This window comes from Pseudomonas sp. GNP014 (assembly GCF_054344005.1).
Map to the genome: position 1 here is coordinate 5456345 of NZ_JBTGUS010000001.1, position 13247 is coordinate 5469591.

Below are 13247 nucleotides of genomic sequence, written 5' to 3' on the forward strand. Positions count from 1 at the left end.
GCGCAGCCGTTGTCGTTCAAACGTGCGGATCACCCGGCGCCTTGGTTGGCGCCGCGTACTGCGGCTTGAGATGGCCGTCCTGATCAAGTAGCCAGGCGTCCATGATCTGCCGCACGACAGGGCCGGCAACCCGACCACCGGCCTCACCGTTTTCGATCATGACCGAGATCGCGATTTTCGGATGCTCGGCCGGGGCGAAGCCGACGAACAAGGCGTTGTCGCGATGGCGTTCGAGGGTCTTCTCGCGGTTGTAGCGCTCGCCCTGTTTGATCGCCACCACCTGCGCAGTACCACTCTTGCCGGCAATGCGGTATTGCGCCCCTGCAGCGGCCGCACGGGCGATGCCGCGGGCGTCGTGCATCACCATTTGCATACCGTGGTTGACCTGTTCCCAGTCGCGCGGATCCTTGAGCAGGATGTTCGGCATGGGATGCTCGTCGACCGGTGCGACACCATCGACGGTCTTGGCCAGGTGCGGCCGGTTCCATACGCCCTTGTTGGCGATCAGCGCAGTGGCCTGGGCCAGTTGCAGCGGCGTGACCTGCATATAGCCCTGGCCGATGCCAAGGATCACGGTTTCACCGGGGAACCAGGCCTGGCGTCGAGTGGCGCGCTTCCAGGCTTGGGATGGCATCAGGCCTGGCGACTCTTCGAACATGTCCAGCGAGACTTTCTCACCGAGGCCGAACATGGCCATGTAATCGTGCAGGCGATCAATGCCGAGCTTGTGCGCCAGATCATAGAAGTAGGTGTCGTTGGAGCGCATGATCGCGGCGTCCATGTCTACCCAGCCATCGCCGCTGTGGTTCCAGTTACGGTACTTGTGATCGAAATCCGGGAGCTGATAGTAACCCGGGTCGAAGACGCGGGTCTGTGGGGTCACCACACCCGCATCGAGACCGGCGATTGCCACCTCTGGCTTGATTGTTGAGCCCGGCGCGTACAAGCCGCGCAATACGCGGTTGAACAGCGGCCGGTCGATGGAATCACGCAGCGCCGAGTACTCCTTGGAACTGATGCCCGTGACAAACAGATTAGGGTCGAAACTCGGGTTGCTGACCATGGCGAGCACTTCGCCCGTGGACGGGTCGAGCGCGACGACGGAGCCACGACGATCGCCCAGAGCAGCTTCGGCGGCTTCCTGCAGTTTGACGTCGAGGCTCAGAACGATGTTTTTGCCGGGCACAGGATCAGTGTGTTTGAGCACCCGCAGCACACGCCCCTGGGCGTTGGTTTCCACTTCTTCGTAGCCAACGTGACCGTGCAGCTGAGCTTCATAGAAGCGTTCAATACCGGTTTTACCGATGGACTGGGTGCCGCGGTATTCAACCGAATCGAGGGCCTTGGATTCTTTTTCGTTGATCCGGCCGACGTAACCGATCGAATGGGCGAAATGGGCGCCGAGCGGATAATGGCGGACGAACTGCGGTTCAACGTCGAGTCCTGGCAGGCGGAATTCGTTGACCGCCAGCACAGCGATCTGCTCTTCCGTCAGCTCATAGAACAGTGTTACTGGCGTGAAGGGATGGCGGGACTGCTTCATGGCCTTGTCGAACACCGTGCGATCTTCGGCAGGCAGGTGCAGCAGATTGATGACCTCGTCCAGCTCCCGATTGACGTCAGTGGCGCGTTCACGGGTGATCGTCAGGTTGTAGCTGGGGCGGTTGTCGGCCAGCAGCACACCATTGCGGTCGTAGATCAGGCCGCGTGTCGGCGGGATGGGCAAGACGTGGACACGATTGTTTTCTGAGATGGTGGAGTGGTAGTCGAACTCCACCACTTGCAGGATGTAAAGGCGTACCACCAGGGCGCAGCTAATGGCGAAGACGAACAAGGCGCAGGCGATCAACCGCTTGTTGACCAGACGCGTCTCTTTTTCGTGGTCCTTGATCGGGATGGCTTCAGGCATTTCTACAGCGACTCTTTTACATAAATGAGTGCCGATCCGTGGGCATGACATCAGTCCGTTAAAAAACGAGCTGCACCATACCAAAAACTACCCGGTCACTTCAGAACGATTTTTCCCAATGGCAGCTCTTGCGACGGCTGGATCTGACCTGAAACTTTCCTGCGGGCAAAACAAAACCCCAACTGCTTTCGCAATTGGGGTTTCGGAATTTAATCTTGACGATGACCTACTCTCACATGGGGAAACCCCACACTACCATCGGCGATGCATCGTTTCACTTCTGAGTTCGGGATGGGATCAGGTGGTTCCAACGCTCTATGGTCGTCAAGAAATTCGGGTACTGACTCGTGACCATCTGGTCTCGCTTCAGCAAATCGGGTATGTGATACAGGTGTCTTGTGAGTTGCGCGAACTTTCGGTTCGTTTCGTCTTCACACACCGCAATCTGCTCTCTTCGACGCAAATTGCTTGGGTGTTATATGGTCAAGCCTCACGGGCAATTAGTATTGGTTAGCTCAACGCCTCACAGCGCTTACACACCCAACCTATCAACGTCGTAGTCTTCGACGGCCCTTCAGGGAACTCAAGGTTCCAGTGAGATCTCATCTTGAGGCAAGTTTCCCGCTTAGATGCTTTCAGCGGTTATCTTTCCCGAACATAGCTACCCGGCAATGCCACTGGCGTGACAACCGGAACACCAGAGGTTCGTCCACTCCGGTCCTCTCGTACTAGGAGCAGCCCCTCTCAAATCTCAAACGTCCACGGCAGATAGGGACCGAACTGTCTCACGACGTTCTAAACCCAGCTCGCGTACCACTTTAAATGGCGAACAGCCATACCCTTGGGACCGGCTTCAGCCCCAGGATGTGATGAGCCGACATCGAGGTGCCAAACACCGCCGTCGATATGAACTCTTGGGCGGTATCAGCCTGTTATCCCCGGAGTACCTTTTATCCGTTGAGCGATGGCCCTTCCATACAGAACCACCGGATCACTAAGACCTACTTTCGTACCTGCTCGACGTGTCTGTCTCGCAGTCAAGCGCGCTTTTGCCTTTATACTCTACGACCGATTTCCGACCGGTCTGAGCGCACCTTCGTACTCCTCCGTTACTCTTTAGGAGGAGACCGCCCCAGTCAAACTACCCACCATACACTGTCCTCGATCCGGATAACGGACCTGAGTTAGAACCTCAAAGTTGCCAGGGTGGTATTTCAAGGATGGCTCCACGCGAACTGGCGTCCACGCTTCAAAGCCTCCCACCTATCCTACACAAGCAAATTCAAAGTCCAGTGCAAAGCTATAGTAAAGGTTCACGGGGTCTTTCCGTCTAGCCGCGGATACACTGCATCTTCACAGCGATTTCAATTTCACTGAGTCTCGGGTGGAGACAGCGCCGCCATCGTTACGCCATTCGTGCAGGTCGGAACTTACCCGACAAGGAATTTCGCTACCTTAGGACCGTTATAGTTACGGCCGCCGTTTACCGGGGCTTCGATCAAGAGCTTCGCGTTAGCTAACCCCATCAATTAACCTTCCGGCACCGGGCAGGCGTCACACCCTATACGTCCACTTTCGTGTTTGCAGAGTGCTGTGTTTTTAATAAACAGTCGCAGCGGCCTGGTATCTTCGACCGGCATGAGCTTACGGAGCAAGTCCTTCACCCTCACCGGCGCACCTTCTCCCGAAGTTACGGTGCCATTTTGCCTAGTTCCTTCACCCGAGTTCTCTCAAGCGCCTTGGTATTCTCTACCCAACCACCTGTGTCGGTTTGGGGTACGGTTCCTGGTTATCTGAAGCTTAGAAGCTTTTCTTGGAAGCATGGCATCAACCACTTCGTCACCTGAAAGGTAACTCGTCATCAGCTCTCGGCCTTAGAATCCCGGATTTACCTAAGATTCCAGCCTACCACCTTAAACTTGGACAACCAACGCCAAGCTGGCCTAGCCTTCTCCGTCCCTCCATCGCAATAACCAGAAGTACAGGAATATTAACCTGTTTTCCATCGACTACGCTTTTCAGCCTCGCCTTAGGGACCGACTAACCCTGCGTCGATTAACGTTGCGCAGGAAACCTTGGTCTTTCGGCGTGGGTGTTTTTCACACCCATTGTCGTTACTCATGTCAGCATTCGCACTTCTGATACCTCCAGCAAGCTTCTCAACTCACCTTCACAGGCTTACAGAACGCTCCTCTACCGCATCACCCGTAGGTGATACCCGTAGCTTCGGTGTATGGTTTGAGCCCCGTTACATCTTCCGCGCAGGCCGACTCGACTAGTGAGCTATTACGCTTTCTTTAAAGGGTGGCTGCTTCTAAGCCAACCTCCTAGCTGTCTAAGCCTTCCCACATCGTTTCCCACTTAACCATAACTTTGGGACCTTAGCTGACGGTCTGGGTTGTTTCCCTTTTCACGACGGACGTTAGCACCCGCCGTGTGTCTCCCATGCTCGGCACTTGTAGGTATTCGGAGTTTGCATCGGTTTGGTAAGTCGGGATGACCCCCTAGCCGAAACAGTGCTCTACCCCCTACAGTGATACATGAGGCGCTACCTAAATAGCTTTCGAGGAGAACCAGCTATCTCCGAGCTTGATTAGCCTTTCACTCCGATCCACAGGTCATCCGCTAACTTTTCAACGGTAGTCGGTTCGGTCCTCCAGTCAGTGTTACCTAACCTTCAACCTGCCCATGGATAGATCGCCCGGTTTCGGGTCTATTCCCAGCGACTAGACGCCCTATTAAGACTCGCTTTCGCTACGCCTCCCCTATTCGGTTAAGCTCGCCACTGAAAATAAGTCGCTGACCCATTATACAAAAGGTACGCAGTCACAGAACAAAGTCTGCTCCCACTGCTTGTACGCATACGGTTTCAGGATCTATTTCACTCCCCTCTCCGGGGTTCTTTTCGCCTTTCCCTCACGGTACTAGTTCACTATCGGTCAGTCAGTAGTATTTAGCCTTGGAGGATGGTCCCCCCATATTCAGACAAAGTTTCTCGTGCTCCGTCCTACTCGATTTCATGACTAAGAGATTTTCGCGTACAGGGCTATCACCCACTATGGCCGCACTTTCCAGAGCGTTCCGCTAATCTCAAAGCCACTTAAGGGCTAGTCCCCGTTCGCTCGCCACTACTAAGGGAATCTCGGTTGATTTCTTTTCCTCAGGGTACTTAGATGTTTCAGTTCCCCTGGTTCGCCTCTTGCACCTATGTATTCAGTACAAGATAACCATCTTATGATGGCTGGGTTCCCCCATTCAGACATCTCCGGATCAAAGTCTGTTTGCCGACTCCCCGAAGCTTTTCGCAGGCTACCACGTCTTTCATCGCCTCTGACTGCCAAGGCATCCACCGTATGCGCTTCTTCACTTGACCATATAACCCCAAGCAATCTGGTTATACTGTGAAGACGACATTCGCCGAAAATTCGCAAAACTCTTAAGAGTCACTCACAAATTTTACCTTAGCCTGATCCGTTACCAGTGAAAGTAACGTTCAGTCTATCTTTCTATCACATACCCAAATTTTTAAAGAACGAACTAGTCAAAGACTAGAAATCAACATTCATCATCACACTGATGGAATGCTCATTTCTAAGCTTTCAAACTTCAGAAGCAGTAGTGGTGGAGCCAAGCGGGATCGAACCGCTGACCTCCTGCGTGCAAGGCAGGCGCTCTCCCAGCTGAGCTATGGCCCCGTATTTCTACAGGCGTTTCCCACACAAAATTGGTGGGTCTGGGCAGATTCGAACTGCCGACCTCACCCTTATCAGGGGTGCGCTCTAACCAACTGAGCTACAGACCCAATTTCGGGCTGCTTCTATCGTCTTCTTCAATGAATCAAGCAATTCGTGTGGGAACTTATGGAGCAGCTGATGTCGTCGATTAAGGAGGTGATCCAGCCGCAGGTTCCCCTACGGCTACCTTGTTACGACTTCACCCCAGTCATGAATCACACCGTGGTAACCGTCCCCCCGAAGGTTAGACTAGCTACTTCTGGTGCAACCCACTCCCATGGTGTGACGGGCGGTGTGTACAAGGCCCGGGAACGTATTCACCGCGACATTCTGATTCGCGATTACTAGCGATTCCGACTTCACGCAGTCGAGTTGCAGACTGCGATCCGGACTACGATCGGTTTTATGGGATTAGCTCCACCTCGCGGCTTGGCAACCCTTTGTACCGACCATTGTAGCACGTGTGTAGCCCAGGCCGTAAGGGCCATGATGACTTGACGTCATCCCCACCTTCCTCCGGTTTGTCACCGGCAGTCTCCTTAGAGTGCCCACCATTACGTGCTGGTAACTAAGGACAAGGGTTGCGCTCGTTACGGGACTTAACCCAACATCTCACGACACGAGCTGACGACAGCCATGCAGCACCTGTCTCAATGTTCCCGAAGGCACCAATCCATCTCTGGAAAGTTCATTGGATGTCAAGGCCTGGTAAGGTTCTTCGCGTTGCTTCGAATTAAACCACATGCTCCACCGCTTGTGCGGGCCCCCGTCAATTCATTTGAGTTTTAACCTTGCGGCCGTACTCCCCAGGCGGTCAACTTAATGCGTTAGCTGCGCCACTAAGAGCTCAAGGCTCCCAACGGCTAGTTGACATCGTTTACGGCGTGGACTACCAGGGTATCTAATCCTGTTTGCTCCCCACGCTTTCGCACCTCAGTGTCAGTATCAGTCCAGGTGGTCGCCTTCGCCACTGGTGTTCCTTCCTATATCTACGCATTTCACCGCTACACAGGAAATTCCACCACCCTCTACCATACTCTAGCTCGCCAGTTTTGGATGCAGTTCCCAGGTTGAGCCCGGGGATTTCACATCCAACTTAACGAACCACCTACGCGCGCTTTACGCCCAGTAATTCCGATTAACGCTTGCACCCTCTGTATTACCGCGGCTGCTGGCACAGAGTTAGCCGGTGCTTATTCTGTCGGTAACGTCAAAATTGCAGAGTATTAATCTACAACCCTTCCTCCCAACTTAAAGTGCTTTACAATCCGAAGACCTTCTTCACACACGCGGCATGGCTGGATCAGGCTTTCGCCCATTGTCCAATATTCCCCACTGCTGCCTCCCGTAGGAGTCTGGACCGTGTCTCAGTTCCAGTGTGACTGATCATCCTCTCAGACCAGTTACGGATCGTAGCCTTGGTGAGCCATTACCTCACCAACTAGCTAATCCGACCTAGGCTCATCTGATAGCGCAAGGCCCGAAGGTCCCCTGCTTTCTCCCGTAGGACGTATGCGGTATTAGCGTTCCTTTCGAAACGTTGTCCCCCACTACCAGGCAGATTCCTAGGCATTACTCACCCGTCCGCCGCTGAATCCATGAGCAAGCTCACTTCATCCGCTCGACTTGCATGTGTTAGGCCTGCCGCCAGCGTTCAATCTGAGCCATGATCAAACTCTTCAGTTCAAACATCTTTGGGTTTTTAAGAAACCCTAAACTTGGCTCAGCAATCGTTGGTTACATCTTTGATTTCTCGCGGAGTAACTTGTGATGCTGATAATCTTGTTGACTATCAGTCTGACCCCACAAGCACCCACACGAATTGCTTGATTCAGTTGTTAAAGAGCGGTTGGTTAAGATCTTTCGTCTCAACCGAGGCGCGCATTCTACAGCAGCCTCACTTGCTGTCAAGTGATTATTTTCAGAAGTTTTCGAAGATTTCCTCAACAACTTCAACCACTTGCGCTTCCGATCTCTCGTTAGCGGGAGGCGAATTCTACAGCGTTACTCGCTGTTGTCAACACCTCTTTTTCTCCGCTTTCGACCGAGAAGATCGAACCGTTGAAAGCACCAGATCAACCGGCATCTCCAACTCCTTCCAGGCTTCGATAAACTGAAGCAAGCCACTGCCGAAAACTGCGTAACTCATTGAATCTCAAGGAGTTTTCCGTTTCGACTGCGCCGGAAGTGGGGCGAATTATAGACTTCCAGAATCTGCCGTCAACACTTAATTCTGTTTTTCTATCGTTCTAAGAAAAAACGACCTATATATAGACGCCACCGCAGTGAATGCGCAGTATATTGCCCAATATCTACAACAATACCCTGCTCTTACCTTGGACGATGCCGCGCAATGAATGACCAACCTCGCTCTCTTGCCTCAATGCTGTTCCCGGTTGGCCTGCTGTTAATAGCCATGGGGTCAATCCAGTCCGGCGCGTCTTTGGCCAAGAGCATGTTCCCGGTGGTAGGCGCCCAAGGCACCACCACGCTGCGATTAGTCTTCGCCAGTGTAATCATGTTGCTACTGCTGCGCCCATGGCGTGCCAGGCTGACCTCCAGATCATTGCGCACCGTGATCGTCTACGGCATGGCATTGGGTGGCATGAACTTCCTCTTCTATATGTCCCTGCGCACCGTGCCGCTGGGAATCGCGGTTGCGCTTGAGTTCACCGGTCCATTGGCGGTTGCCATCTATGCATCGCGTCGAGCCATCGACTTTCTATGGATCGGCCTCGCCGCCATCGGATTGCTGCTCTTGATTCCGACGGGCGCAACCTCCAGCGGGATTGATCTGCTGGGTGCCGGTTATGCGTTAGGGGCCGGCGTCTGCTGGGCGCTCTATATTCTGTTCGGTCAAAAGGCTGGGGCTGACAACGGCGTCACCACCGCGGCTCTAGGTGTAATGATCGCGGCACTGTTTGTTGCGCCGATCGGTATCGTGCATGCCGGCGCTGCGCTGCTGACACCGTCACTGATACCTGTCGCCATTGGCGTCGCCATCTTGTCCACCGCCCTGCCCTACACCCTGGAAATGGTTGCACTCACGCGCATGCCCGCCCGTACTTTCGGTACGTTGATGAGCATCGAGCCTGCATTCGGCGCCTTGTCTGGCCTGTTATTCCTGCAGGAATACCTCTCACTGTCACAATGGATGGCCATCCTCTGCATTATTCTGGCTTCCGTCGGCGCCACCCTGACCATGGGCAGCGCCGCCAAACCTGCCATTGCGGCAGATTGAAGCGGGATTTCACGAAGGTCTGGCAATTGGCGCTCATTTAGGCCATGTTTAGGCCTTAACTTGATGCCATACATGGATTTTTCGAGCAGGGATTTGAAAGCGCTCAGAGCGCAAGCGAAGACAGGCAGACCCGAGCGTCAGACTCGCGGCCGCTATAAGGACGGTAATGAAACGAATTTTGATACTTATCGCTGTACTCGCGATTGCGGGCTGTGCGGCGACGTCGAAGACCCAGGTAAAACACGGCAAAAAAGGGCTGCATATCAATTGTTCTGGACTGTCGTCCTCTTGGGACAAGTGCTACACCAGCGCAGCCAACTCCTGCGCTCCGAAAGGCTACAAAGTCATCGCCAAGTCCGGAGACACCGTAGAAGAGCCGGGTGATTATCCGTTTGGCCTCAACCCTGCCGGTTATACCAGCCGCAGCATGATCGTCATTTGCAAATAGTTCAGCCCTGCCCGGCGAGCTGGCGACCGATTTCTTCATGGCTGGACTTCAGCACTTCGCGCTGAATGTCCGGCGTGGCCAGCATCCGCGCCACCACCAATGCCCCGACACACTGCGACAGAATCGACCACGCGAGGCTGTCGCTTTCCAGTATTTGCGCCCAGCTTTTCTGCAGCCGACAGATCCACAACTCGGCCTGCTCGCGCACCTGCAATTCGGAACGGGCGATTTCCGCGCCCAGCGCCGGCAACGCGCAGCCGGCCTCGGGCTGCTCAACATGAGACATGCTCAAATAGTGTTTGAGACAGCGCTCCAGTCGCGTCCGGTCCTGCGTGCCCTGCCCGCCCAGGCGCTCCAGGCTTTGACCCAGTTCGCGCTCAACGATGGCCGTAAACAACGCATCCTTCGAAGAGAAATGACTGTAGAACGCCGCGCCACTCAGTCCAATCGCCTTCATCAAGCCATCGACGCCTACCGTGGAAAACCCGGAACGCTTCGCCGAGAGCGCACTGCTGTGCAATAGCTTGTCCCGGGTTTCCTGTTTGTGACTGGCAGAGTAACGCATGAATGTGCCCCGAATTGCTCGTCTTGACGTTGCCCGGATCCTAGCATAACGTTCGTTCACTTAACGATCGTTTACTAAAGGGAATCCCCCATGAATAACAACAAGGTCGTATTGGTGGTCGGTGCAGGCGATGCGACAGGCGGCGCCATTGCCAGGCGTTTCGCCAGGGAAGGTTACGTCGCCTGTCTGACCCGACGCAGCGCCGACAAATTGCAGCCACTGGTAGAGGCGATTAATGCCGAAGGTGGCGAAGCCCACGGATTTGCCTGCGATGCGCGCAAGGAAGAAGACGTCATCGCACTGATTGAAGACATCGAAACCCGCTTGGGCCCAATCGAAGCGTTCGTCTTCAACATCGGCGCCAATGTGCCTTGCAGCATTCTCGAAGAAACCGCACGCAAGTATTTCAAGATCTGGGAAATGGCCTGTTTCTCAGGTTTCCTCAATGCCCGTGAAGTGGCCAAACGCATGGTCACCCGCCAACGCGGCACGATTCTGTTCACCGGTGCGACCGCCGGGCTGCGCGGCGCTTCCGGGTTTGCCGCCTTCGCCGGTGCCAAGCATGGCATTCGCGCTCTGGCGCAAAGCATGGCGCGGGAGTTGGGGCCGATGAACATCCACGTTGCTCACGTGGTGGTGGACGGCGCCATCGACACCGACTTCATCCGCAACAGCTTCCCCGAAAAATACGCCACCAAGGATCAGGACGGCATACTCAATCCCGAACACATTGCCGAGAATTACTGGTATCTGCACAACCAGCCACGGGACGCGTGGACATTCGAGCTGGATCTGCGCCCATGGAACGAGCGCTGGTAAGCCCTACTTCATAACAATAAATAAAGAGAAGCGACGATGCGTAAAACCGTTGAGTTCTATTTCGACCTAGGGAGCCCGGCCACTTACCTGGCTTATACCCAGTTACCGAAACTGTGTGCCGAAACCGACAGCGAGTTGATTTACATCCCGATGTTGCTGGGAGGTGTGTTCAAAGCGACCGGCAACGCCTCTCCGGCGATGATTCCGGCCAAAGGCCGTTACATGTTTCAGGATCTGGATCGCTACGCCAAACGCTACGGCGTGCCGTTGACATTCAATCCACACTTTCCGATCAACACGCTTATGTTGATGCGCGCCGTCACCGGCATCCAGTTGCGCCAGCCTGAACGCTTTCACGCGTTTATCGATTGCCTGTTCAACGCGTTGTGGGTCGAGGGCCGTCCTCTCGATGAGCCGGCGACCGTCGCGGCGCTGTTGAGCGAGCACGGCTTCGATCCCGCCGAAGTCCTGGCGTTGACCAATGACGAAACGGTAAAGGCTGCGCTGAAGGAAAATACCGAAACCGCCGTTAAACGCGGAGTTTTCGGGGCACCGAGCATGTTTATCGGCAATCAGATGTTTTTTGGCCAGGATCGTCTGGACTTTGTCGAGCAGGCATTGCGCCAGCTTTAGCCCAAACCGGTGACTCAGGCGCTGGTGTCAGCGCCTGAGCTTCAGCCTGTCAGATAGCAGCGGTGCGGGTGTTCAGCCACTCGAGCGCAGGGCCCTCGAGCAGCGGGCTCAAACGCTCGCGCACTTCGGCGTGGTAAGCGTTAAACCACTGCTTTTCTTCCTGACTCAGCAGTGACGGCAACAGGCAACGCGTGTCGATCGGGCACAGCGTCAAGGTTTCAAACTTGAGGAACTCGCCGAACTCGCTACTCCCGGCCTCGCGGTTCATCGCCAGGTTTTCGATGCGCACGCCCCAACGACCTGGACGATAAGTACCGGGCTCGATGGAAGTGATCATCCCCGGCTGCATTGCCGTCTGCGGAGCGGGCGCCGCCTGATAGGCAATCACCTGCGGGCCTTCGTGAACATTGAGGAAATAGCCGACACCGTGACCGGTGCCATGACCGTAATCCACGCTTTCCGCCCAGATCGGTGCACGGGCGATGGCGTCCAGCAGCGGCGACAGAATGCCTTTCGGAAAATGTGCCCGCGACAATGCGATGACGCCTTTCAACACACGGGTGCAATCGCGTTTCTGCTCTTCGGTCGGCGTACCGACCGGCACCATCCGCGTGATATCGGTGGTGCCGCCCAGGTATTGCCCCCCGGAGTCGATCAGCAACAGCCCATCCCCCTCGATCACCGCGTGTTCTTCTGCGGTGGCGTGATAGTGCGGCATCGCGCCATTGGCGTTGAAGGCGGCAATGGTATTGAAACTCAGCGATACATAATCCGGACGACGTTCACGGGCTGCGGTGAGTTTTTCGTCGATAGTCAGTTCGGTGATGCGCTCGCGGCCCCACGCCGATTCCAGCCAGGCGAAGAACTCACACAACGCGGCACCGTCCTGCTCCATCGCTTTGCGGATGTGCTGCGCGTCGGCTTCACTCTTTTGCGACTTGGCCAGTGTCGTCGGGTTGAGGCCTTCAACAAGTTTCACACCGCTGTCGAGGTTATCCAGCAAACCGCAGGTGACTCGCGCCGGGTCCACCAGCAGGCTTGCACCACTCGGCACAGCGCGCATCGCGTCGGCGACTTCGCTGTAATCGCGCAGCGTCACGCCATCCTTCTCCAACACCGAGCGCAAATCAGCATCGACTTTGCTCAGTGCAACGAACAGCGTGGCGTGCTGTTGATTGATCAACGCAAACGAAACAAACACCGGGTTGAACGACACGTCGCCGCCGCGCAGGTTGAACAGCCAGGCGATGTCGTCGAGGGTGGCGATGAAATGCCAGTCAGCCCCGCGCTCCTGCAAGGTTTCGCGCAACCTGGCGAGTTTTTCGCCACGGCTGACGGTCGCCTGCGGCGGCAGATGTTGATAGATCGGTGCGTTTGGCAGGCTCGGGCGATCGCTCCAGACGTCATTCAACAGGTCGATATCGGTACGCAGACGGGCGCCACGCGCCTCGAGTTTGCTGCTCAAGGTACGCGCCGAGGCCACAGCCATGACCGCACCGTCGACCGCGACTACGCCCCCTTCCGGGGTCTGCTCGGCCAGCCAGTCCAGCGGGCTCGGTTGACCCGGTTGCAATTTGACCAGCTCGATACCGCTGCCTTTGAGTTCCTTGGTCGCCTGCTCCCAGTAACGACTGTCGGCCCAGATACCGGCGAAATCAGGAGTGACAATCAAGGTGCCAACCGATCCGTGGAAACCCGAAAGCCATTGGCGGCCCTGCCAGTAACCCGGCAGATATTCCGACAAATGCGGGTCGGCGGACGGCACCAGCAGCGCGTGGATGCCTTCGCGACGCATCAGTTCACGGGTGTGCGCCAGGCGCTGGGGCACCGATCCTTCGGTCGAGGTCTGGGTACTCATCATGTCTCCTGCTAATCACTTCATCGTTATTGTTCGTCGC

The 13247-nt window shown here is 55.5% G+C and carries 7 protein-coding genes, 2 tRNA genes and 3 rRNA genes; 4 read left to right on the forward strand and 8 right to left on the reverse strand.

Features of this window, described 5'->3' with window-relative positions; genetic code table 11:
* Nucleotides 1–16: 16 nt before the first annotated feature.
* The 6 genes from mrdA to ACXX9E_RS24500 form a co-directional block, all read right to left on the reverse strand.
* Nucleotides 17–1909, reverse strand: coding sequence for a penicillin-binding protein 2 (gene mrdA, locus ACXX9E_RS24475; protein WP_186748441.1), 1893 nt, complete (start codon nt 1907–1909; stop codon nt 17–19).
* Between the two features lie 213 nt (nt 1910–2122).
* Nucleotides 2123–2238 (reverse strand): 5S ribosomal RNA (gene rrf / locus ACXX9E_RS24480).
* 150 nt (nt 2239–2388) lie between these two features.
* Nucleotides 2389–5282: ribosomal RNA gene (locus ACXX9E_RS24485) — 23S ribosomal RNA — on the reverse strand.
* A gap of 246 nt (nt 5283–5528) precedes the next feature.
* Nucleotides 5529–5604 (reverse strand) — tRNA-Ala (locus tag ACXX9E_RS24490).
* Nucleotides 5605–5634: 30 nt separating this feature from the next.
* A tRNA-Ile gene (locus ACXX9E_RS24495) sits at nt 5635–5711 on the reverse strand.
* 81 nt (nt 5712–5792) lie between these two features.
* Nucleotides 5793–7329, reverse strand: a 16S ribosomal RNA gene (locus tag ACXX9E_RS24500).
* Together the 16S, 23S and 5S rRNA genes with 2 tRNA genes alongside form the textbook arrangement of a ribosomal RNA operon.
* Nucleotides 7330–7996: 667 nt before the next feature.
* Between ACXX9E_RS24500 and rhtA the strand changes: the two genes are divergently transcribed.
* Together rhtA and ACXX9E_RS24510 are read left to right on the forward strand one after the other, a co-directional pair.
* Nucleotides 7997–8884, forward strand: a complete 888-nt coding sequence (gene rhtA / locus ACXX9E_RS24505; RefSeq protein ID WP_458556341.1) for a threonine/homoserine exporter RhtA — start codon at nt 7997–7999, stop codon at nt 8882–8884.
* A gap of 166 nt (nt 8885–9050) precedes the next feature.
* Nucleotides 9051–9332, forward strand: coding sequence for a hypothetical protein (locus tag ACXX9E_RS24510; protein ID WP_123466364.1), 282 nt, complete (start codon nt 9051–9053; stop codon nt 9330–9332).
* Nucleotide 9333: 1 nt separating this feature from the next.
* Here ACXX9E_RS24510 and ACXX9E_RS24515 read toward each other — a convergent pair whose 3' ends face one another.
* A complete protein-coding gene (locus tag ACXX9E_RS24515) occupies nt 9334–9897 on the reverse strand; it encodes a TetR/AcrR family transcriptional regulator (protein ID WP_267804527.1) in 564 nt (187 codons plus the stop codon).
* A gap of 90 nt (nt 9898–9987) precedes the next feature.
* Between ACXX9E_RS24515 and ACXX9E_RS24520 the strand changes: the two genes are divergently transcribed.
* On the forward strand, nt 9988–10716 hold the full coding sequence (locus ACXX9E_RS24520) for an SDR family oxidoreductase (RefSeq protein WP_123466368.1): 729 nt from the start codon (nt 9988–9990) through the stop codon (nt 10714–10716).
* A 36-nt stretch (nt 10717–10752) separates the two neighbouring features.
* Nucleotides 10753–11349, forward strand: a complete 597-nt coding sequence (locus tag ACXX9E_RS24525) for a 2-hydroxychromene-2-carboxylate isomerase (protein WP_128615672.1) — start codon at nt 10753–10755, stop codon at nt 11347–11349.
* A 49-nt stretch (nt 11350–11398) separates the two neighbouring features.
* On the opposite strand, the gene ACXX9E_RS24530 is transcribed toward ACXX9E_RS24525, so the two are convergent.
* On the reverse strand, nt 11399–13207 hold the full coding sequence (locus ACXX9E_RS24530; protein ID WP_458556342.1) for an aminopeptidase P family protein: 1809 nt from the start codon (nt 13205–13207) through the stop codon (nt 11399–11401).
* Nucleotides 13208–13247 lie beyond the last annotated feature (40 nt).

Coding starts and splice junctions, on each gene's coding strand:
- mrdA (WP_186748441.1), bottom strand. CDS start 1,909: ATGCCTGAAGCCATCCCGATCAAGGACCACGAAAAAGAGACGCGTCTG.
- rhtA (WP_458556341.1), top strand. CDS start 7,997: ATGAATGACCAACCTCGCTCTCTTGCCTCAATGCTGTTCCCGGTTGGC.
- ACXX9E_RS24510 (WP_123466364.1), top strand. CDS start 9,051: ATGAAACGAATTTTGATACTTATCGCTGTACTCGCGATTGCGGGCTGT.
- ACXX9E_RS24515 (WP_267804527.1), bottom strand. CDS start 9,897: ATGCGTTACTCTGCCAGTCACAAACAGGAAACCCGGGACAAGCTATTG.
- ACXX9E_RS24520 (WP_123466368.1), top strand. CDS start 9,988: ATGAATAACAACAAGGTCGTATTGGTGGTCGGTGCAGGCGATGCGACA.
- ACXX9E_RS24525 (WP_128615672.1), top strand. CDS start 10,753: ATGCGTAAAACCGTTGAGTTCTATTTCGACCTAGGGAGCCCGGCCACT.
- ACXX9E_RS24530 (WP_458556342.1), bottom strand. CDS start 13,207: ATGAGTACCCAGACCTCGACCGAAGGATCGGTGCCCCAGCGCCTGGCG.